Here is a 21,602-nt window from a genome sequence, read left to right as displayed (position 1 = left end):
GGGACCGTAGGAAACACCGGTGTACTGCGACTGAACCGCGGGGGAACAACCGTGTGGTACGAGCTGGGATTGACGATCTTCGGGCAGAAGATCGCGTACACGGAGCTGGTCGGGCAGGTGCTCGCGCTCGCGGTGGTGTTCCTCGCGCAGCGCCGTTCACTCTTGACCTGGCCCGTTCAGCTGGTCTCGGTCGCGTTGCTGTTCACGGTCTACATGTCCGCGCACCTGGGCGGACTCGCGACGCGGCAGGTCGCCGTCGGCGCGATCGCCGTCTACGGCTGGTACGCGTGGGTGCGTCGCCGTGACCCGGTCTTCGGCGTCGTGGTGCGCAAGGGCTCGACGCGCGAACGACTGGCGGTCGCCGGTGCGTTCGTCGTGGGCACGGTCGTGTTCGCGCTGGTGCTGGACGCGCTGGACGCCTCGTGGGCGCCGTGGCCGGACGCCGCGATCTTCATCGGCACGGTCCTGGCGTTCGCCCTGCAGGGCCTCGGGCTGGTGGAGTTCTGGCTGGTGTGGCTGGTGGTCGACGCCGTCGGCGTGCCGCTGCAGATCCAGTCGGGCCTGTACTTCAGCGCGTTCGTCTACGTGATCTTCGCGGGCCTGGTGATCCACGGTTTCATCGACTGGAACCGCACCGCCCGCCGGTTGACACAGGCGGCAAAGTCTCCTCTATGAGGGGACTGTTGATCGCTCTGCTGACCGCTGTCTCGTCGCTGGTAGCTGTTCCGGCCGTCGCCGCACCACCCCCGCGCACCGGATTCGAGCTCACCGGCAAGTGGACCACCGAAACCGAGGAACAGGCCTACCTGCGGGCCACCGGCCTGCCCGTCACCCAGATCGGGACGACGACCCAGGGCCGCCCGGTTCAACTCGTGCGCGTGGGTACCCGCACCGCGCGCACGGTGGTTCTCTTCATCTGCTCCCAGCACGGCGACGAACCCGCGGGCCGCGAGGCGTGCCTGATCCGCATGCGCTCCCTGCCGCGCTCGTCCGACGTGACGTACCTCTTCGTCCCGAACGCCAACCCGGACGGCCGCGCCGCCGACACCCGCGGCAACTCCGCCGGCATCGACATCAACCGCGACCACCTGCTGCTGCGCACCGCCGAGGCCCGCGCGATGGCCGCCGTGATCCGCGACTGGCAGCCCGACGTCATCCACGACCTGCACGAGTTCGGCCCCTCCGAGCCGTACTACGTGAAGGACGTCCTGTGGCTGTGGCCGCGCAACCTCAACGTCGCTCCTGGCGTGCACGACCTGTCGGAGACGTTGTCGCGCTCGTACGTCCGGCCTTCGGTGGAGGCCGCCGGGCGCACGTCCGGTGTCTACGGCATCTACGTCGACCCGGTGACCGGTGAGCCCGTTCGCCAGGTGGCGGGCGACGGCCAGGAGCGCATCCTGCGCAACACCGGTGGGCTGAAGCACGGCATGGGCCTGCTGGTGGAGACCAACGTCGACAACACACCTGCCTTCCGAGTCGACTCGCACCTGCTGGCTCTGGACGGCACGCAGTCGTTCGTGCGCGCGAACCGTTCGGCCATCGAGGCGGCCAATGCGGCTTCCCGTGCCGTGCGGACCGGGCCGATCTACTTCGGCGGGGCGGACAACCAGGCGCCGGATCCTTCGGACGTGGTCGCCACGCCGCCGTGCGGGTACGTGCTGACCGGTGCGCAGTACGTCGAGGTGCAGGACGAGTTGGCGTTGCACGGGGTGAAGTCCCAGTACCTGCGCGGCGGCGACCGGATCGTGCCGTTGAAGCAGGAGGGGCGTGCTTTGGTGCCTCTGCTGCTGGACGCGCGCGCCGATGGACCGTTGACGACGGGCCGGCCTGTCGCCCAGTGCTGACCGGCGTGGTCGGATGGCGGTGTGATCGATTTGAACGCCCGGATGGAACGCAACCTCGCCGAGCACGCGTGCCACCTCCACCGCCACCTGCCCGGCGCGACCGTCATCGAGACGGATGACCTGCTCATCGCGGACAGCGGGCTGCCCGACGACACGTTCAACATCGTCGCGGCGGCCCGCTCTTCCGTCGACGTGGCCGCAGCCGTGCGCACGATCCGTGCGACCGGCCGGCCGTTCTCGTGGTGGGTCGGTCAGGACTCGGACGGTCTCGGGGAGCTGCTGACGGCGGCGGGGCTCGTCCGGTCCGAGACGGAGACCGGCATGTGGCTCGACCTCGGCGAGCCGCTGCCTGAGCCGCACGGCCACCTCGACGTCCAGCCGGTCAGCACCGTCGAGCAGCTCGCCGACTACGCCACGGTTCTGGCGGCGAACTGGGACCCGCCCGCCGAGACCGTTCGCCGGTTCTACGCCGATGCCGCTCCGCACGCGTTGACGAGCTCTGCGCGCTATCTCGTCGGGTACGTGGACGGGCGGGCGGTGTGTTCGGCGGAGGTGTTCCCGCACGCGGGAGTCGCCGGGATCTACAACATCGCGACCCTCGCCGGAGACCGCCGACGGGGCTATGGCGGTGCGATCACCGTGGCGGCGTTGCGCACCGCACGCGCCGAGGGGTACCGCATTGCCGTCCTGCAGGCCTCTGAGGACGGCGAGACCGTGTACCGGCGTCTGGGGTTCTCGACGTGCGGCCACTTCACCGAGTACGCGGTACCTCAGCCGCCGGTGTGACGCAACGCCTTGATGAACTCGACGTTCAGGTCGCGCACCTCCGACTGGTCCTGCCACCGGCGCAACATCTGCGAGAGGGAACGCAGTTCGGAGCGGATGGTGTCCGAGGCGATCATCGGGGTCACCTCCAGCAGACGCGCCGCGATCTCACAGGTGCGTTCCACGTTCCCAGCGGCGGCGTGAGCAAGTGCCTGGCGCGTGCCGAATCTCGCCCACGCTCGCGTCGCCGTGCTGGGGATGAGCGCCACCTCCTGGTCGAGCACGGCAGCAGCCTCTGCGGGGCGTCCCAGGTCGTAAAGGCACCAGCCGGTGGCGACCCCGATCGGATCGGAGATGGTGCTCGTGCCCAGGACAGGGCCTTCGCGAGGATGCTCGGCATCCTTCTGGAGATGATCGCGGGCCCGGTCCAGCGCGCGCATGCAGTTGTCGTAGTCGGCGGCGAGCGCGTGGCCCTGGGCCTCCCGTTGAGCGGCCAGGCCGAGGACCCGTTCCGGTGCGCCGGCGGTGGCCTGCGCGTGACGTGCCAGATCGATGGTCGACGCCGCGTCGCCCTGGTACATGGTGATCAGCGCCTGCCGGACCAGCGAGTAGGCGTTCAGGTCGTGCTCGCCCACCTCGGCGGCGATGGCGACCGACTTGGCGGTCCACCACCGCGCGGCCTTCAGATCACCGGCCTCCTGCGCCATCCACCCCGCGTACTCGGCGTGACGCGCCGTCAGCACGGCGATCCTGGTGCGCTCGGACTCCGTGGCGTGGGGGAGAAGGCTGCGCAGGCCGTGGGCGTGCGCCACGACTATCGGCAGCACCAGCGTCGGCGCGCTCTTCTGGCCGAGCGTGCGGGTGGCGTCGAACGCCGTGCGGAAGTACGAGATCGAGTCGCTCACCCCCGGCGTTGGCCTCGCCGGTGAGCCGAGTGCCAGCCCGGCGACCGCGGCGGCGCTGAACGTCAGCACCTCCCGCCTGTTCATGGGGTGGAACACGCTTCCTCCGTCGGGGCCGAGCGCGACGACCCAGATGTCGTCCTCCTGTCCCCGCGTGGTCGTCGTCGCCGGGGGCCGCTCAGGGGTACCCGCTAGGGCGAGCAACGCACCGTTCGCCTCCAGCAGCGAGTCGCACATGCGCGCCAGGTACTCCGACGGCTGCCGATGCCCGTTCTCGATCTTGCTGAGCTGTCCCTTGGAGTAGTGCGTGTGCCGGACGAGGTCGGTCAGCGAGAGGCCTCGCTCGTGACGGCGGCGGCGCAGCTCCGGGCCGAATGCGGACATCGCGAACTCCTCACGCGTACAGGGTCGGGTTGGCCCAGGCGAGTTCCGGCAGTTTGTTGGACCGTCCGCTGATCGCCATGACACCGGCGAGCATCGGGTGCTCGGTCGTGCCGGGTCGGTAGGCGACCAGTTCGAGCCGCAGCACCGTCGACACGTTGAGGTCGATCACGCAGGGCTTGCCCTGCGACGCCGTGTGCTCCGCGAGCATGATCCCGTCGCCGATCACCTGGAAGATCCCGGTCTGACCCCCTTCGACGGCGTCGTCGAGCACGCCCGCGGTGGTCTTGAACGAACGGAACCGGCGTCCGAGGTCGAACCCCACGCGGCCGCGGACGGCGGTGGCGAAGTCGGTGCAGCGGTACACGATGCTCTCGCTGTAGTGCCTGCCGTTGACGTTCGCGCCGCACAGCTTGATGTCCGCCGAACGGCTCGTGGTGCCGAGGCTCGTGAGCATCGTGACCTGAGCGGGCGGTGGAGGCAGCACGCCGTTGTTCGCGGTGACCAGGGCCCGGACGGAGTCGGCGATCTGGTCGAGGGAGTACCGGGAACTGCGGTGGTGCAGGCGGATGTACTGACGCCCGGCCAGTTCGCTGATCGTGTCGGGCAGCTCGTCCTTCGACGGCATGGAGATGTCGCCCACGAGGATCGGGATGACCTTGGCGTTGTTGTGGAGGGCGAACTCGATCTCCATCCGCACCCAGTCGGCGGGCGCCTTGATGCTCGGCACTCCTCCCTTCGTGATGGTGAGCCATCGGGGCCCGATCACGACCAGCATCACCTCGCAGGTCGACGCCGCCTCGATCAGTCGTGGCTCGAAGGCGGTGCCCGGCGTGATGCCGGTGCTGGATCGGAACACGCTGTCGCGGCCGAGTTCGGTGACGAGGCGTTCCTCGATGAGGACAGCACTGTCCTGCGCGTCGCCAACTCGGAAGTTGATGAAGACCTCGCTGATGGCGCACCTCCTCTTCCCGTCGAGTGTCCACTGCGAGTGGCAGGTCGCGACACCTGTTTCCCGTTGTCAGTCGATTGTTCGTGACTGGGCCCGGTATTGGCTCTCCGCCGTTGTGATTGTCCACTTCGAGTGCGCTTAAATGGGCATTTTTTGTCCACTTCTCTGGTCTTCTTTAATCTACGCTGTTCAGGTCGCCGATTCTGTCGGCAGTGCGCGAAGACGGAGGACGCGAGCTATGGCGCGTGCGTTGGGAACTCATTACCTCGTTGAAGAGGAAATCGGTCGAGGGGCGGTCGGTGCGGTCTACCGGGGCACCGACACCGAGGCGAAGACGGAAGTGGCGTTCAAGGAGCTCGACCGGCAGCTCGCGCAGAACACCCACACCCGCATGGGATTCATGGACGACCAGGACCGAATTCGTTCCGTGGCCGGCCATCCGAACGTGGCCGGCACGCTGGACCTGCTCTACGAGGGCAAGCGCGTCACGGTCGTGACGGAGTACCTCCCCGGTGGGGACCTGCGGCAGCGGATGGCCGGTCTCGACGCGTTGCTGCCGTCCCAGGTCGCGGAGATCGGGGCAGGCGTGGCGCGCGGGCTCGCGGCCGTGCACGAACAACTGGCGGCCGGCCACGGCAACGTGCGGCCCGAGAACGTGCTGTTCACCGCGGACTCCACGCCGAAGCTCACCGACTTCGGCACTACCTGGCGGGCCGCCGCGGCCGACTTCGGCAGGCGCGTCGCCTATCTGCCCCCTGAGTTCGACCCTGCCTCACCGGCGACCCCGGCGGGCGACGTCTTCGCCCTCGGCGTGGTGCTCTACGAGCTCAGCTGCGGAGCCCTGCCGTTCCGCGACCACCGCCCGCAGGAACGACGTGGTGCCCACCCCGTCCCGCCGCAGGGCATCGATCCCGACCTGTGGAACCTCGTTGCCAGGATGCTCGCGCCCGACCCGGCGGCCCGTCCCGCGGCGGGCGACGTGGCGGACATGCTCACGCTGCTGGAACCCGCCCTGCGCTCGGCGCCGATTGCGCGACCACCGGTGCCCGAGCCCGCCACCGGCCCTTTCACGACGTCTCCTCCTCCGCCACCGTCAGGGGTTCCCATGGCCAAGCGTCGTCGTCGCACCGTGGTACTCGCGGTGGCCTCGGTCGTGGTCGTTCTCGTCGGGGGCTTCCTGGTGTTCAGGCCGGGAGACGACGCCCCGCCCACGGCCGGCCCCCTCGCGACCGGCACGACGACGCCCCCGGCGGCGCCTGTCACCACCGTCGCCGTCACGACCACGAAACCCCTCACCACGGTGCCGGACTTCGTGGGCAAGTCCCTCGCTGACGTCCAGAAGATCTTGCCCTCGGTGGAGCCCGAGTCCGTGGTCGACGAGTCCGTTCCCGCGGGCACCGTCGTGGCGCAGGACCCCAAAGCCGGTGAGCCGTTCACCGGCAAGGTGAAGGTGAGCGTGGCGCAGAAGGGCGCCATCACCTATCTCGCAGCAATGCCGGCCAGCACCAGTTACTGGTCGGACAAGGACACGGTGGCGCACATCGCGGGCAATGAGTACCTGCACTCGCTTTCGTCGTCGACTTCCGCCTGCCACGAGACCTGGACCGTCGAATACAACCTCTCCAAGAAGGCGCGCAAAATCGAGGCGGTCGCGGGCATCGACGACAACAGCACGGACTCGAGTCTGCAGGTTCAGCTGGAAATGTTCGCGGACGGCGTCAGAATCGTCGACGAGCGCCTCGCGTTCGGCAAGGAAACCAAGATCAGCCACGATCTCGCCGGCGTGCTGCGCCTGAAGATCCAGTGGCGTGGAATTCCGGCGAAGAAGTGCCCCACACCGAACGAGTTCGTGCTGGGCGACGCGAAGCTGCTTTTGCTGCCGGGCGACTCGCTCCTGTCGACCAGTCCGACGACGACCACCACGACGTTCCGCTGACCCGGCCGAGCCGAACTGGCAACAGGAAACCCCTGGCCGGCGCACGTCCTGGGTGTCGAGGATCGGTCCGTGAACAAGAAGATCTTCATCAACTTCCAGGGCAATGACGGCGACGGCGCTGCCGCGGCGTTGTACGAGAGATTGTCGCGCGAGTTCGGGGCCGACGAGGTCTTCCGGTCGAGCGTGTCGATCGACGCCGGAGACGACTACCGGCCCGCGTTGCTGGACACGGCCAGGGCCTGCCGAGTGATGCTCGTGGTGATCGGGCCTCATTGGGACCCGAAGGCTCTGCACACGCCCAGCAGCTGGGTCAGAAGGGAGATCTCGGAAGCTCTCCGGTTGGGCAATCGCGTGATCCCCGTGCTGTACGGCAAGCACACGGAGATGCCCGACGCGGACACGTTGCCCCACGACGTCAAACAACTGGCATCTCTGCAGAACCTCAAGGTGACACACCGCGACCTGCACGTGTGGTTGGACCACCTGCCGCAGTACCTCGTCGACCTGGAACCGGAGCTGGGCGTCGGCGTCGTGCCCGGACTGCACCGGTTGACCGAGTGGTGGGGCGGGCAGCCGGAGTCGAGGCACCTACCTGCTGGGTTCGCCCTCGCCGGCCGTGACGCGACGGTGGGTGAGATCGAGGCCTGGCTGGCCGCACCCGCGTCGGCGAAGGTGATCAGCGGGCCTTCCCGATACGAGGTCCAGGTGTTCGTCGCGTCGTTGATCAGTGCCGGTCGCCCGGAGGACCGTGGCGTGCTGGCGGAGACCGCGGACGGGTGGACTCACGCGTTGCGGCTGCTGCCGGCGCTGATCGTCACGCCCCTCAGCGGCATCAACGTGATGAACGCGGTGGACAAGGGGCATCACGTGCTGGTGGTCACCGACACGTACGAGGCCTCGCACGCCGAGATCACGCTGCCTCGGATCCCTCGTGACAAGGCGCGCGACGCGTTGATCGCGCACGGCATGGAACTCGGGGCGGCCGACGCCCTCGCAGCCGCGCTGCGCAAGAGCGTCCGTGCGCTTGCACGGCGGCTGGCCTACGGCACGGAGACGCCGCCCTGGGCCGGAACCGCTGCCACGGAACTGGCCGTGAACGTGGTGCTCGCCGGCGCCTGGGGCACCACGAGTCAGGCTGATCGGCTGATCCTCGAAGGGCTGACCGGGCAGTCGTACGGCGAGGTCGAACGCTTCGCCATCAACCACTCAGGCATCGACGACCCCCTGCTGCACAGGTCGGGGACTCACTACCAGCTCGCCGACGTGAGGGACGCGTGGGCGTTCCTGGGCAGCCGCCTCGGGCAGACCGGGTTCGAGCGCTGGCGGCAGCTCGCCCTCGTGGTCCTCTTCGGCATCGAGGCTTCCGAGCACCTGCGACACGGGGTCGCCCAGACGATCGCGGCGGCGGGTGTGTCTGGTGACGACCGCGCAGCTCAGGTGGTGGCGGAGATCCTCCAGCACGCCAACGCGGATTCGTCAGGCGAACGCTGGATCATCGTGGCCGACGCGTTGCCACTGCTCGCGGAAGCGGCGCCGGCCGTGTTCCTCGACGCCGTCTCCCGGGGCTCGTCCGAGCCCAGTCCTGTGTTGGCGCGGATGTTCGCGAGCGACCGCTCACCGCACAGGTGGTTGTTGTGGGCGCTGGGAAGGCTGTGCTGGTCCGAGGAGCACCTGATGCTCGGAGTGCGTTCCCTGGCCCGCCTCGCGGAGCTGGATCCCGAGCCGGACAGCAACTACCGGAGCCGCCCGCTCGAGACGCTCTCCGATGCGCTCCTACCGTTGATGCCGTTCACCAACGCGAGCGCTGAACACCAGCGCGGCGCGATCAAGCACGTCCTCCGGAGGAGCCCGGAGATCGGCTGGCAGCTCGTGATCCGGTACCTGTCCGGCGAACACGGGGTCCACGCGCTGACGGACAGGCCTCGTCTCCGCGACTGGCCCTCCGGGCTCGTGATGGCGCCGCGCGAGGACTGGGAGCCCACGTTCGCGATGCTCGTCGAAAGTGCATTGGAGGCGCTTGCGGAGCGTCCGGCCCGCTGGGCGGACGTCGTCGACGTGCTTTCCCGGCTCGGCGACGAGACCAGGCTGAGGTTCGTCGACAGCCTGGCCGGTCTCGACGTCGAGAAGCTCGAACCGCGTGACCGGATGAAGCTCTGGTGGTCGGTCGTCCACCATCGGAAGTACTACCCGGAGTCCGCTTCCTCGCTGGACGACATCGCCGCCCGGCTGGAACCGGTCGACCTGCCGGAACGGCATGCGCCATTGTTCAACATGGAGATCGTGCCCCGGGACGAGCTCGACGACTACTCCGGATACCTGCAGAGGCTCCACCTGCGCCGGATCACGGCGGTCACCGAGGTTCTCCACTCCCACGGCGTGCCGGGCTTGCTGAGGCTAGCGTCCGAAGTGGACAGTCCGCGCGAACTGGGCGGGTTCGTGGCGGAGGTCGCCGGCCTGGAACCGCACGACGAGCTCTTCCCCGCGCTGGCGGGCAACGACGTCTCCGCCGACCTGGCGTCCGGGTGGCTCGCAGGAGTCGCGCGGCCGTTGGCGGAGCTGGCGACCGGTGGGCTCACGTCCTGGGACCCGATCACCCAGGGACGCGTGCTCCTGGCACAGCAAGGATCTGCCGAACTGCTGGACCTCGTGGAGACGGCCGATCCCGCCGCCCAGGCGACGTACTGGCAGCTGACCACATCCGTGCCCGGCGATGACAGCGCCAGGGAACGTTACTTCCGTGAGCTCATCTCCCGTGACAGGGCCGACTTCGTCCTGCGGGTGCTGTACGTGGCGGCGCTGCGAGAGCCTCAGACGTTGTCGCTCACCTCGGTGGTGCACGTGCTCAGCGTGCTGGCGGAGCAACTGGGTGGGCTGCCGGGCTCGCTCTGGCACGAGGTCAGCGTGTTGCTCGACCACCTGGTGAATTCCGGTGCGGATCACGACACAGTCGCTGATCTGGAGCTGGCCTACTTCAGCGTGCTGCACCGCCACCGGCCACCTGCCATTCTCTATCGGCGGATGTCCACGGATCCGGAGTACTTCGTGCGTCTTGTCGGTCTCACGAGGGAGAGTGTCGACGGCCGGTTCCGACCGGTTCAGGGCGAAGCGCTGGCAGCGCTGATGTGGTGCCGGGTCGTACCCGCGAGCAGGCAGTGGGTGGACGACGTGCGCAGTCTTCTGGCCGAGACTGAGTTCCAGGGCCTGGGTGAGGAGTTCATCGGACAGATGCTGTCCGGCAGCCCGGTGGGGGCGGACGGTGCGTGGCCGTCGGAGTTCGTGCGCGACCTGATCGAGGACCTCGAGAGCGAACGCATCAGCGACGGCTTTGCCCGTGGGGTCCGCAACGACCAGGGCATGACCGTGCGAGACGCCTACGACGGCGGCACTCAGGAACGGGCGCTCGCGGCGCAGCATCGAGAATGGGCGAGCAAGATCGAGCACCAGTGGCCCTACACGGCATCCCGGCTGCGGATCTGCGCGGACGGCTTCCATCAGTGGGCGAAGCGGTTCGACAGGAGTGCTGAGGACGACCACGACGCCTGAACGGCCGAGGGGCCGCTCCGCGGTGGCGGAACGGCCCCTCAGATCGCCGCAGAGCGGCTCAGGTGGTGTCCTCGGCTACGCCAGGCCCGCGTCCGACGTGGACGGGCCGGCGGCCTGCACGTCGTCGATGCGGTACTTGCGGGCCGCCTCGACGACCTTCGACTGCTCGACCTCGCCGCGGCGGGCCAGGGCGGCCAGCGTGGCGACGACGACGGACTCCGCGTCCACCAGGAAGTGGCGGCGGGCGGCCGGGCGGGTGTCGGAGAAGCCGAAGCCGTCCGTGCCCAGGGTCGTCATGTCGGTCGGGACGTACGGGCGGATCAGGTCCGGGATCGCCGACGCCCAGTCGGACACGGCGACGACCGGGCCCTGCACGTCCTTCAGCACCTGCGTCACGTACGGCACGCGCGGCTCGGCGTCCACGTGCAGCAGGTTGTGGCGGTCGGTGTCGACGGCGTCGCGGCGCAGCTCCGAGTACGACGTGGCGGACCACACGTCCGCGGACACGCCCCACTCCTCGGCGAGCATCTTCTGGGCCTTGAGAGCCCACGGGAGGCCCACGCCGGATCCGAGGATCTGGGCACGGGGGCCGTCGGTCTGCGGGCCCTCCTGGTAGCGGTAGAGGCCCCGCAGGAGGCCTTCCACGTCCAGGCCCTCCGGCTCGGCCGGCTGCACGTACGGCTCGTTGTAGACCGTCATGTAGTAGAAGACGTTCTCGGCGTTCTCGCCGTACATCCTGCGCAGACCGTCCTTGACGATGTGCGCCACCTCGAACGACCACGCCGGGTCGTACGAGATCACGGCCGGGTTCGTGTGCGCGAGCAGCAGCGAGTGGCCGTCGGCGTGCTGCAGGCCCTCACCGGTCAGCGTGGTGCGGCCCGCGGTGGCGCCGAGCACGAAGCCGCGCGCCATCTGGTCCGCCGCCGCCCACAGGCCGTCGCCCGTGCGCTGGAAGCCGAACATCGAGTAGAAGATGTAGATCGGGATCATCGGCTCGCCCTGCGTGGCGTAGGACGTGCCGACCGCCGTGAACGACGCCGTGGAACCCGCCTCGTTGATGCCCTCGTGCAGGATCTGGCCCTGCTCGGACTCCTTGTAGGCGAGCATCAGGTTGGCGTCCACCGAGGTGTACGCCTGGCCGTTCGGGTTGTAGATCTTCTGCGTCGGGAACATGGAGTCCATGCCGAACGTCCGTGCCTCGTCCGGGATGATCGGCACGATGCGCGGGCCGATCTCCGGGTCCTTCGCGAGGTCGCGGACGAGCCGGACGAACGCCATCGTCGTGGCGACTTCCTGCTTGCCGGAACCGCGCAGCACGCCTTCGTAGACCTTGTTGCCCGGCAGCGTGAGCGCCTTCGCCTTGGTGCGGCGCTCCGGTACGAACCCGCCCAGCTGGCGACGGCGTTCCTGCATGTACTGGATCTCCGGGGAGTCCTGCCCGGGGTGGTAGTACGGCGGCAGGTACGGGTCGGCCTCGAGCTGCTCGTCCGTGATCGGGATGCGCAGGCTGTCGCGGAAGCCCTTGAGGTCGGCCAGGGTCATCTTCTTCATCTGGTGCGTCGCGTTGCGGGCCGCGAAGTGCGGGCCGAGCGAGTAGCCCTTGATGGTCTTGGCGAGGATGACGGTCGGCTGGCCCACGGTCTCGGTCGCCGCCTTGTAGGCCGCGTAGACCTTGCGGTAGTCGTGGCCGCCGCGCTTGAGGTTCCACACCTCGTCGTCGCTCATCGCGTCGACGAGAGCCTTCGTGCGCGGGTCACGGCCGAAGAAGTGCTCCTTGACGTACGCGCCGTCGTTGGCCTTGTACGTCTGGTAGTCGCCGTCCGGCGTGCTGTTCATCAGGTTGACGAGCGCGCCGTCGCGGTCCGCGTGCAGCAGCGAGTCCCACTCGCGGCCCCAGACGACCTTGATGACGTTCCAGCCGGCGCCGCGGAAGAACGACTCCAGCTCCTGGATGATCTTGCCGTTGCCGCGCACCGGGCCGTCGAGGCGCTGCAGGTTGCAGTTGACCACGAACGTCAGGTTGTCGAGCTGCTCGTTCGCGGCGAGCTGGAGCAGGCCGCGCGACTCGGGCTCGTCCATCTCGCCGTCGCCGAGGAACGCCCACACGTGCTGGTCGGACGTGTCCTTGATGCCGCGGTCGCGCAGGTAGCGGTTGAAACGCGCCTGGTAGATCGCGTTCATCGGGCCGATGCCCATGGAGACCGTGGGGAACTCCCAGAAGTCCGGCATGAGGCGCGGGTGCGGGTACGACGGCAGGCCGCCGCCCGGACCGGCGTGCGAGTACTCCTGGCGGAAGCCGTCGAGCTGGTGCTCGGACAGGCGGCCCTCGAGGAACGCGCGGGCGTACACACCGGGGGAGGCGTGACCCTGGATGAAGATCTGGTCGCCGCCGCCGGGGTGGTTCTTGCCGCGGAAGAAGTGGTTGAAGCCGACCTCGTAGAGCGACGCGCTGGACGCGTAGGTCGAAATGTGTCCACCGACACCCACGCCGGGGCGCTGCGCACGGTGCACCGTCATCGCGGCGTTCCAGCGGATCCACGCACGGTAACGACGCTCCACCTCCTCGTCACCGGGGAACCACGGCTCCCGCTCGGTGGGGATGGTGTTGACGTAGTCGGTGCTGGTCAGCGAGGGCATGCCGACGTGGTTCTCACCAGCGCGTTCGAGCAGACGCAGCATCAGGTAGCGCGCCCGCTGCTGCCCGCCGCCCTTGAGCACCTCGTCGAACGACTCGAGCCATTCCGAGGTCTCCTCGGGGTCGATGTCCGGCAGGTGCGCTGCCAGACCGTCGCGAATGACACGAACCCGCTCGGGGCCTGTGTTCTGCGGGCTCAAGGTGTCTCCTCGGCTTCGTTGGCGGTACTCGCGCGGGCCCGGTGAACGGTGCCGCGCGCTCCTATCGTTGTCCTTGCGCGACGACTTCGTCATCGCTACTGATCAGTAGTTCTGGATCGTGTCGCTCACGCGCGCGCGATAAGAGGTATGTAGAGCGTGCCTCATGCCAGTGTAGGTGTCTTCACGGGGGTGTGCGTTCCGGCGTGTCAAGTGGTCAACAGTTGCGCCGGAGGTAGCTGACAGTGTTCGCTAGCCCGAGTAACGGACTCTGGCGGCAGTCTTAGGGCTGTCGCTCTTGCGTAGTTGGAGGAGTGAAAACCGTGGTCGCCGCGGAAGACGCCGGCAAGATCGGCGTCGCCGAGAAGCTCGGGATCGAATCAGGCATGGTCGTCCAGGAACTCGGCTGGGACGAGGACGTTGACGACGCCTTGCGTGCCGCTGTCGAGGAGCGAATCGGGGGCGACCTCCTCGACGAGGAAGCCGATGAGACGGTGAGCGTCGTCCTGCTCTGGTGGCGGGAGGACGACGGCGACCTGGTCGACGCCCTTCTCGAGGCCACCGGCGTGCTCGCCGAGGACGGCGTGATCTGGGTTCTCACCCCGAAGACCGGCCGTCCCGGCCATGTGGAGCCCTCGGACGTCGCCGAGGCCGTGCCCACCGCAGGCCTGTCGCAGACCTCCAACATCAGCGTCGCCGACGACTGGGCGGGCATCCGCCTGGTGTGGCCGAAGTCGGCCAAGGCCAAGCGCTGAGGACCTGCTGACACGGGGTCGAACCACGGGCTTTGACCGGTCCGTGGTCCCTTGGCGGGCTGGAGGAGTTCCATGGTGGTCGAGGTAGGGGCGCAAGCCCCGGACTTCACGCTCGACGACTACAACAAGCAACGCGTGACGTTGTCGTCGTACCGCGGCTCCCGAGCCGTGCTCCTGGTCTTCTACCCGTTCGCGTTCAGCGGAACCTGCCGCGGCGAACTCTGCCAGCTGCGCGACGAACTGGCGGTGTACGAAGGCGTCCAGGTGCTGGGCGTGTCCGTGGACACCCCGTTCGCCCTGAAGGCGTGGGCGAACCAGGAGGGCTTCCAGTTCCCCCTGCTGTCGGACTTCTGGCCGCACGGGGCCGTCGCGCAGGCCTACGGCGTGTTCAACTCGTCCGTCGGCATGGCGTTGCGGGGGACATTTTTGGTGGACGTGGCGGGCGTGGTGCGGTTCGCTCAGGTGAACGGGCCTGGAGAGGCCCGCGATCAGGAAGCCTGGAAGAAGGCCGTGGCCTCGCTCAGGGCATGATGTAGTTGTACCCCGTGCGCTTCGCGGTGCCGGGTTGGGGCGTGTAGCTCAGCGGGAGAGCACTCGGTTTACACCCGAGCGGTCGCAGGTTCGATCCCTGTCGCGCCCACCAGATAGTTCTCGTGCAAGATCATGTGTGGCGGCAGTTCCGCCAGCGGCGACCAACGCCAGCGGTTGAACGGCGATTTGGGACGCCAGGACGATGGGGCGCGACGGCTGGACGGCCACTACGGCGTCAACCACGTGTGAGACGTCCGGTTTTACCGGCACGGCGGCACCGCCCGGCAAGAGCGTCGCGAACGGCTCCGTCAGCTCGACTCGCGCAACGTTGCCGTCTTCATCGATGTACAGCTTCTTGAAGAACCCCTGATTGATCTGTCGCCGCAAGTGGTTCGGCGCAGTCAGGTAACCGGCTTCGCAGTTGGTCACGGCCCGGAGCGCGGCCTCAAGCGCCGCCGCCAGCTCTCTGTTCTCCGGGCCCAGCTCTTTTCTGAATGGAGAGTGGAGAGTCGCTCTTTCAAGAAGCAGCTTGATGATAGTGGCATGCTGTTTACGTTCGAGCAGCTAGGTGGGATCGATGGGGTTTCGCGATGGATGACCGCCGCTGAAAGGTACCGCGAGTTTCTCGGCAGGGTCATGGCAACTCGGTACGCCAAAGAGTCGATGATCCAAGACGAGATGCTGAATAGGATCGCGTCACTTGAGGCGTTCCATCGAACATGGTCGGGTATCGGTGAGAATCAGATGAACTTGGTGAGGCGCCTCGAAGGATTGGTTGATCATGCCGGCGAACCTTTTGAGAAGCTGGTCGGGGCTGGGAAGACATCAACCTGGTGTCAGAAGGCAAAGAACCATCGCAACGATATTGCACACCACCTGGGGCGTCATCCAGATCTTGATGTGACTGAGCTTTTCTATGTTGGTCAAGCCGCCTATTGGCTGTTCACCATCTGCATGCTGCGAGAAGCTGGTGCGCCTCAGGAAGTTTTTGATCACATGGTAGCGTGTCGGCACTTTATCTGGGAGTCGAGCGAGATCCAAGGAATTCTATAGACCTTGAATAGATGCTCCGGACAAGCTTCTCCGCAGCCGCTCTTCGCGGCGCGCTGGCCTCGTGGTGATCAGCGTTCTAGCTGTAGTCGTGCTCGACGCATGCGTCTGGTGGATGTTCGGACAATCTGGTTCCACCGAACCTGCTTCTGCGCCCGGTGGCGCCTGCGTTGGTGTTGCTGGAGGAGCGGGTTCAGATCAGCAGTGCCTCCACCAGGCACAGGACATCGCCAAGCGAGCACCCATCAGTGACGCGCAGCGCGCCGAAGCTGAAGCTCGGATGGAAGACCTTGACCGCGTCATTCACCGCGTTGGCCTCTGCGTCGATCTAGACGGCAACCCGTGCCCCGGTGCGCCTGCCAAACGGCCACCAACCGCAGCTGAAGCAGACGCCGCACAGCAGCGGCTGAAGGACGCCGGATTTGGTTCCAGCTCGGTGGTGCGTGTTGCGCGCGAGTCAGATCCGGCGCCCGTGGGCAGCTTGTTCTACGCGGCAGAGTTCCCAGCCGGCGTATGCGTAGTTGGGCACATCATCAAGGTGCCAGGCGGTGCTGGAGCTCGCGTGGTTGCCGGGACGTTGCCGAGCGGCGGTTGCGCCGAGGCGTAAGTCGTCGACCACGGAGTGAAGAAGCGCCCGATCAGGCTTCGGGCCACATCCAGATGTGCCAGCGCTCAATATCGCGCACATCGTCCTGGTGCTCGTGGTGCCGAGCAGCGTAGGCCTCGTCGCGTCCAGAACAGCTCACCGCACACACCACGCGGCCAGCTGGGAGAGCGGGCAGCACCAACGCTGTACCGCCCTCGGTGTCGGTCAGCGCGATCTCGCGTGCCGAGCTGGTGAACCAGTACGTCGGCTGCTCGCGCACTTCCGCGGGTACCTCGGCTGGCGAGTCGAAGACCTCAAGCGTCACGTGCGCCGTGTGGTTGCTCGTGACGCTGTTGAGCCCGATGGCATCCCCCGCCGATACCGCCAGCGAATCAAAGTCGTAGTTCTTGAAGGGACTATCTTCTAGCGGCATCGGGGAGTTGCCTAGATAGATACGCTGGAAGTACACGCGCACGGACCCCTCGTAGCGCGGCATCTCTCGTCTCCGTCCGGAATAGGTTATCGCAACAGGCTGGTGCAGTGCCTGTGAGTGCGGCGCTTCCCTGGTCAATCGCTGGACTGGTCAGGAAAGTGATCGCTATACTCTTTGAGGAAAGTGTGCGTACAGAATAGATACCTGGATGTCATGCTCGAAGCTTGGATGCTTCATTCGTGCGCCCTTTCCTGTTGTGGTCCATTCAATGAAAAGTTCAGCACACTCTGATATTGCGATAGTAGCCTTTGACTGAATTGCGTCGATATTCTTCGCTCTGACGTAGTAGAGGAACATTACCTCGCGAATGTGTGTGGGCGCGTAGCCCAAGACTTGTCGAAGGTGACTTTCTACCGCTTTCGGGCCTTCCCAGTATTTCGCCTCACCTACATACGCTGCGCGCGTCCTATCGCCACGCTCTGCTTCAACGTATATGTCGGTCTTGCCGTTGCCTACGAAGGCTTCGCGCTGCGCTGTGTCGAAAGCCAAGTTCAATACTGAAACAAGAACGCTCGTGACCTCCTCCTCTTCCATTTTTGTGAACGTAGAAGGATATCGCTGGGCGGCGTAAATCCATCGCTGCGTTACGTTGATGAGGTCGAGAAACGTCTTCCGGGTTACGGCAACGGGCAGGTCGATTTTGGAGTGCTGCGTGCTAAGGATCGGTGCTACCGGTTGCGACGCTGAGATTATCTCGACCTGTAGCGGTGGGCATTCTTTTTGGAGGAGCTCAATGGTTGCCTGAGTGTTCTTTTCGATATTGGTCAATCTGGTTCTGCGACTGGCGATGATCTCGCTGAGCTCGATTCTCATTTTTTCGTCGAATTTTCTTACTTCTTCGTTTGTCGCTGTAACGATCGAATCGAGTGTTCTGGTCGCGGCTAGCAGTCGTTCTGTAGGTGGATTCACGCCTGCGGGGTCATCTACTCCGGGTACGTCGAGTAGGGCCAATGCCCCGCCGGGAACTAGCTGCCAGACGACTTGTGGTGCGGGCATGCTGTGAATGTTGTCGCTGCTTGGCACGACGTCAGTGTTTGCTGGCCAGGCCTGAAGGAGTTCGAGATTTCCGCTAAGTGGGAATTTGAATCCCCAGCGCCAATGCATGACATATTCGTGATTCTCGCCTCGTCGATAGACTTGACCTGGCTCGGGATAAGCGGTTGGGCTTGACTCCCGGCCTAGGAGCTTCGCTTGGCGAAGCCAGTCGTCGAGCAGCTGTTCGAGTAGCTGTGCGTCATCTGGCTCGGCGAAAGCATCGCGCCGAAGTCCGTGCGCTCTGTCGTAGGCCAACCTCGCCCAGTCGTTCAGGAGACCGCGCAAGGGGCGGTGTTCTCGCCAGTACTCGGTGAAGAGGTAGTCGGCCACCGCCTAATTCTGCCGTGACGAAGCTTGTTCGTGGTGATGGCCTGGCCGTAGGGAAAGGTTGAGCCGGGAGATTGACTGCTATAGCCGCTCGTGCGGTCCCCGCATGGTCACCCCAGCCTGCTGTAGCCGCTCGCGCACTGTCTCAGCTCCCGTACCGAAGTTCTTGGCGATCTTCTTGCAACTCCAGCCGTCTGCGTAGAGCTGGGCCGCTTCCCTCACCTGCTCATGGGTGAGTGCTGGTGCTGTCGTGTCGATACCGCGGGAGCGGAGGTGCTTGCCGATGGTGATGCGATGGAAGCCGTATTGCTTGGCTAGTTGGTAGACGCTGGAGCCGGCTCGGTACTGCTCGACGAGCTCATCGATCTCGGCGGGCTTGAGCTTGCGGAGGGTCTTGAGGGCCCTAGGTGACACCGTAGGACCTGCACCGTTCGGCGCATCCGACCAGGTCTTTGCAAGTTCAAGAAGCCGCTGAACAGGGGTGGAGGGGTGTGAAAGCGCCTCAACGTCCCCCACCAGCCAAAACGGCGCCTCCGAGAGCTTCGGAGGCACCGTTGACATCACCGATTGACATCAGAGGTCGAGCGAGCCCCTGTTCCTTGCGGCTGAACGTCCAGGACGTGCGCGAGGAGCATGGTGGCCGGGCCAAAGCCGGCTCGCTGGTAGAAGGCCACTGAGCGTTCGCTGGGCGACAGGACGATCCGGGCGCAGTGCTGGTCGCGAGCGTGCGCGATGGTTGCATTGAGCAGGGTGGTTCCGATGCCGCGGTTGCGGTGAGCGGCGAGCACGAACGCGTTGCCCAGGTATGCCCATCGGCTGGGCGGCCGTCCTGGTTTGGGCATTCGTTCGAACAGGGCGAGGTTCATCATGCCGATGGCTTCGCCGTCGAGTTCGGCCACGAAGGTGACCCGCCGTGATGCTTCCGCGGCGTACCACTGGGCGAAGTCGTCCTCGAAGAGATCGTCCTCGAGGGGATGTCCTGTCTGTTCTTCTGACCACGCTCGCCGCAAGGTCGCCAGCGTCGTGCTGTCGTGTTCGTCGGTCTGCCGTATCGACGCCGTGCGTGGAGATGACATGGTCCGATGCTCTCGTGGGTGTGATCGCTGGAACGAATTGAGACGGTGCCGTACCTTGTTCGAGGTTTGCCACCTCCTAAGGACGACGAGGACCTGTGAAGCGCAAGGGCAAGGCCTCGAAGCCCGTTCCCACGACGGTCACGCAGGAGCAGGTCAAGCTGCTCGCCCTGGTCGAGCAGGGTGGTGTGCACCGCGGTGCCACGCGCTGGTACCTGGAGCACCGGCCCGCCAAGCAGTGGGACGCGGACGACCTCGAGGTGCTGCGGCACAGGGACTGGATCACTTGGGAGCAGCCCGAGAGCCACGGGATGGCGGCGCCGGTGGACATCACGGCTCACGGGCGGGCCGCGTTGCGGCATCACCTGCCCGAGTGGGTGCTGGGGCGCAAGGCGATCGCTGCGGAGCCGCCTCGGTTGCCGGCTGTTGAGACGATCAGTGCGTTGGACTCGTTGCGTTAGAGCGGTAGAACGGTCTTGGCGAATCCGAGTTACGGGGGCGAGGACCGGCATGTCTGACTTGTTGGCCGGCGGCGATTTGCGCGCACGTGAGCATCATCGGGTCGAGGATGACGCACGCGACAGAGGGCCGTTGCATCTTGTGACGTTGCCCAATGGTGTTGAGATGCGGGTTGTGACGGTGGGGTTGGAGTTGACCCGTCAGCTGCTCGCGGATCAGCGGTTGTCCAAGGACAGTGCGGCTCTGCAGCGTGAGATCAAGCGGCAGCTCGCTGAACGGGGGAGCGCGCAGGAGAACCTGGCCGGGTTGTTCGGGCCGAGCATGCTCAACAGTGACAACCCGCAGCACGCGCGGCTCAGGGCGCTGGCGGTGAAGGCGTTCAACGGCCGGGCGGTGCAGCAGCTTGCGCCGCGTGTTGAGGAGATCACCCGGGAACTGGTCGGGCGGTTGCCGGTGGGCGAGGAGGTGGACCTCGTCAAGGAGCTTGCGGTGCCGATGCCGATGCACGTGATCGGGGAGGTCCTCGGTGTGCCGGCTCTCGACCAGGGGCGGGTCCGCGTGTTGATCGAGACCATGATGTCGATGGAGCCGGAGGTGTCCCAGCCCGCCAGTGATGAGCTCGGGGGCTACTTCCACGGTCTTCTCACGGGCGACGCGCTGGTGCCGGGGTCGTTGTTCGGGAAGCTGGTTGCGGCGGTCGACGATGATGGCGACCACCTGAGTCACGACGAGTTGATGGCTATGGCGTTCCTTCTCGTTGTTGCGGGGCATGAGACGTCGGCGAGCCTCATCGCGAACGTGGTGCACGACGCGTTGGACAACGGTCTGTGGCACAGGGCTGCTGAGGAGCCGGGTCTGGTGCCGCGGCTCGTGGAGGAGACGCTGCGGCACAACCCGCCGGTCCGCAGCGCTACGCATCGCATCACCACCGAGGCGGTCGAGATCGGCGGCATGGTGGTTCCTGAGAACACGTTGTTGTTGATCAATCTTGGTGCTGCCGGGCGGTGTCCGCAGGCGCACGCGAACGCCGGTGAGTACCGGCTCGACCGGGAGACGACCGGTCACGCGACGTTCGGGCACGGTCCGCACTTCTGTCTGGGGTCGGCGCTGGCGCGGTTGGAGACGGAAACCGTGCTGCGGCACCTGACGAGCCGGTTTCCTCGTGCGGTTCGTGCGGGTGAGGGGCAGCCCGAGGTGACGCACAACGACATCATGGCCAGCCTCAAATCGCTTCCGGTCGTGCTCAGGCGGTGACACGCTGAGCGTGTGGAGATCATCCGAGGGGGACCGGCGGACGTCGACGCGGCCGCGTTGATCTGGGCGCACGCGGTCAGCGAGAGGGACGGGTACGACGAGGTGCCCTCGCTGGAGGAGGCGCGGCCTGGGGTGGAGAGCGCTCTCGTGAAGGAGCCGTCGCTGTTGCTGCTCGCGCGGGACGGGGGCGTGGCGGTGGGTTTTCTCGCTGGAGGTCCACAAGGGACGGACACCGCCTACGTCAACTACGTGGGGGTGCATCCCGACGCGTGGGGCAAGGGGGTCGGGGAGGCGTTGCTGCGGGCCTTGCCCGAAGTGTTGATCAAGAATGGATACGAGAAGGCGGAGTTGCTGGTGTACGTCGACAACACGAGGGGCGTGCGGTTGTACGAGCGCCTCGGGTGGATCAAGGTCGGCGACCCTGTGCCGCATCCGCGCCACGGCCGACTGGAGCAGCGCTATTCGTTCGCTCCCACATCGTGAGCGCCGGGGGTGCAGTCGTTTAGTGGGGGATTAGGGGATCAACCCCAATGCGTCTGACCAGGGCTATCCGAAAGTCCATTTGAGACGTAACTTTTGCTCATGTCAGTGCGCACGTTCGCCGTCGTGGTCGGTCTCGCGTTCTTGCTCGGTGGGGGTGCGATCCTGCTCGTGATGCTGGCCGTCGAGGCTCCGAGCGGGTCGCTGATCCCGTGCGGCAACGGTCTCGGTCTCGGTTTCGACGAGCCCTCGGCCTCCGCGGTCAGTCCGGCCTATGTGGACATCTGCGCCGACCTCAGGCACCGCCGGTTGCTCTGGGGGCTGCCGGTGATCGGGCTGGGGGTGCTCCTGCTGCTCGGCTCGCTGGTCGGTGCCCGGCGGGCTACTCGCCGGTAAGGTGCGCG

19 protein-coding genes and 1 tRNA gene are annotated in these 21,602 nt (G+C 66.4%); 13 read left to right on the top strand and 7 right to left on the bottom strand.

Annotated features, from left to right (window positions below; translation table 11 throughout):
* Positions 1-51 precede the first annotated feature (51 nt).
* From pnuC to IE307_RS43570, 3 genes are read left to right on the top strand one after another with little or no spacing between them, the layout of a single operon-like run.
* Positions 52-675: a nicotinamide riboside transporter PnuC gene (gene pnuC, locus IE307_RS43580; protein WP_191305372.1), complete on the top strand. Its 624-nt coding sequence runs from the start codon at positions 52-54 to the stop codon at positions 673-675.
* Positions 672-1,844, top strand: a complete 1,173-nt coding sequence (locus IE307_RS43575) for a M14 family metallopeptidase (RefSeq protein WP_191305371.1) — start codon at positions 672-674, stop codon at positions 1,842-1,844. The genes pnuC and IE307_RS43575 overlap by 4 nt, the downstream gene beginning before the upstream one ends.
* Positions 1,845-1,865: 21 nt before the next feature.
* Positions 1,866-2,630, top strand: a complete 765-nt coding sequence (locus tag IE307_RS43570; RefSeq protein WP_229905617.1) for a GNAT family N-acetyltransferase — start codon at positions 1,866-1,868, stop codon at positions 2,628-2,630.
* Here IE307_RS43570 and IE307_RS43565 read toward each other — a convergent pair.
* Positions 2,615-3,895, bottom strand: coding sequence for a helix-turn-helix domain-containing protein (locus IE307_RS43565; RefSeq protein WP_191305370.1), 1,281 nt, complete (start codon positions 3,893-3,895; stop codon positions 2,615-2,617). The two genes, IE307_RS43570 and IE307_RS43565, sit on opposite strands and share 16 nt — an antisense overlap.
* Positions 3,896-3,905: 10 nt before the next feature.
* Positions 3,906-4,832, bottom strand: a complete 927-nt coding sequence (locus tag IE307_RS43560) for a TIR domain-containing protein (protein ID WP_268250486.1) — start codon at positions 4,830-4,832, stop codon at positions 3,906-3,908.
* Between the two features lie 250 nt (positions 4,833-5,082).
* Here IE307_RS43560 and IE307_RS43555 point away from each other — a divergent pair, with 250 nt between their 5' ends.
* Both IE307_RS43555 and IE307_RS43550 read left to right on the top strand, forming a co-directional pair.
* A complete protein-coding gene (locus IE307_RS43555; protein WP_191305368.1) occupies positions 5,083-6,780 on the top strand; it encodes a protein kinase domain-containing protein in 1,698 nt (565 codons plus the stop codon).
* 69 nt (positions 6,781-6,849) lie between these two features.
* Complete coding sequence (locus IE307_RS43550; RefSeq protein ID WP_191305367.1) at positions 6,850-10,323, top strand: toll/interleukin-1 receptor domain-containing protein; 3,474 nt, start codon at positions 6,850-6,852, stop codon at positions 10,321-10,323.
* 75 nt (positions 10,324-10,398) lie between these two features.
* Here IE307_RS43550 and aceE read toward each other — a convergent pair whose 3' ends face one another.
* Complete coding sequence (gene aceE / locus IE307_RS43545) at positions 10,399-13,158, bottom strand: pyruvate dehydrogenase (acetyl-transferring), homodimeric type (RefSeq protein ID WP_191305366.1); 2,760 nt, start codon at positions 13,156-13,158, stop codon at positions 10,399-10,401.
* A 320-nt stretch (positions 13,159-13,478) separates the two neighbouring features.
* On the opposite strand from aceE, the gene IE307_RS43540 reads away from it, so the two are divergent.
* From IE307_RS43540 to IE307_RS43525, 4 genes are all read left to right on the top strand, one after another.
* Entirely contained in the window at positions 13,479-13,910 is a 432-nt protein-coding gene (locus IE307_RS43540) for a DUF3052 domain-containing protein (protein WP_191305365.1), read from the top strand.
* A gap of 72 nt (positions 13,911-13,982) precedes the next feature.
* Positions 13,983-14,441, top strand: coding sequence for a peroxiredoxin (locus tag IE307_RS43535; RefSeq protein WP_191305364.1), 459 nt, complete (start codon positions 13,983-13,985; stop codon positions 14,439-14,441).
* A gap of 37 nt (positions 14,442-14,478) precedes the next feature.
* A tRNA-Val gene (locus IE307_RS43530) sits at positions 14,479-14,553 on the top strand.
* Positions 14,554-14,828: 275 nt separating this feature from the next.
* Positions 14,829-15,494, top strand: a complete 666-nt coding sequence (locus IE307_RS43525; protein WP_191305363.1) for a HEPN domain-containing protein — start codon at positions 14,829-14,831, stop codon at positions 15,492-15,494.
* Positions 15,495-16,129: 635 nt separating this feature from the next.
* Here IE307_RS43525 and IE307_RS43520 read toward each other — a convergent pair.
* The 4 genes from IE307_RS43520 to IE307_RS43505 form a co-directional block, all read right to left on the bottom strand.
* Positions 16,130-16,573, bottom strand: a complete 444-nt coding sequence (locus tag IE307_RS43520; RefSeq protein WP_191305362.1) for a hypothetical protein — start codon at positions 16,571-16,573, stop codon at positions 16,130-16,132.
* A gap of 102 nt (positions 16,574-16,675) precedes the next feature.
* Entirely contained in the window at positions 16,676-17,935 is a 1,260-nt protein-coding gene (locus tag IE307_RS43515; protein ID WP_191305361.1) for a hypothetical protein, read from the bottom strand.
* Between the two features lie 78 nt (positions 17,936-18,013).
* Positions 18,014-18,484, bottom strand: coding sequence for a helix-turn-helix domain-containing protein (locus IE307_RS43510; protein WP_191305360.1), 471 nt, complete (start codon positions 18,482-18,484; stop codon positions 18,014-18,016).
* A gap of 8 nt (positions 18,485-18,492) precedes the next feature.
* The gene (locus tag IE307_RS43505; RefSeq protein WP_191305359.1) at positions 18,493-19,008 is read right to left on the bottom strand and encodes a GNAT family N-acetyltransferase; all 516 of its coding nucleotides are present in this window, start codon (positions 19,006-19,008) and stop codon (positions 18,493-18,495) included.
* A gap of 95 nt (positions 19,009-19,103) precedes the next feature.
* On the opposite strand from IE307_RS43505, the gene IE307_RS43500 reads away from it, so the two are divergent.
* The 4 genes from IE307_RS43500 to IE307_RS43485 all read left to right on the top strand — a co-directional run bounded on the left by IE307_RS43500 (position 19,104) and on the right by IE307_RS43485 (position 21,594).
* Positions 19,104-19,466, top strand: coding sequence for a hypothetical protein (locus IE307_RS43500; RefSeq protein WP_191305358.1), 363 nt, complete (start codon positions 19,104-19,106; stop codon positions 19,464-19,466).
* A gap of 49 nt (positions 19,467-19,515) precedes the next feature.
* Entirely contained in the window at positions 19,516-20,718 is a 1,203-nt protein-coding gene (locus IE307_RS43495) for a cytochrome P450 (RefSeq protein ID WP_191305357.1), read from the top strand.
* Positions 20,719-20,730: 12 nt separating this feature from the next.
* Positions 20,731-21,201 carry a GNAT family N-acetyltransferase gene (locus IE307_RS43490; protein ID WP_191305356.1) on the top strand — a complete coding sequence of 157 codons (471 nt, stop codon included), beginning with the start codon at positions 20,731-20,733 and terminating at the stop codon, positions 21,199-21,201.
* A gap of 99 nt (positions 21,202-21,300) precedes the next feature.
* Positions 21,301-21,594: a hypothetical protein gene (locus IE307_RS43485; RefSeq protein ID WP_191305355.1), complete on the top strand. Its 294-nt coding sequence runs from the start codon at positions 21,301-21,303 to the stop codon at positions 21,592-21,594.
* The last annotated feature ends 8 nt before the right edge of the window (positions 21,595-21,602 follow it).

Source organism: Lentzea cavernae (assembly GCF_014653695.1).
Lineage (GTDB): Bacteria > Actinomycetota > Actinomycetes > Mycobacteriales > Pseudonocardiaceae > Lentzea > Lentzea cavernae.
Note: the sequence above shows the minus strand (reverse complement) of the source record. Positions and strands in the feature narration are given on the sequence as shown.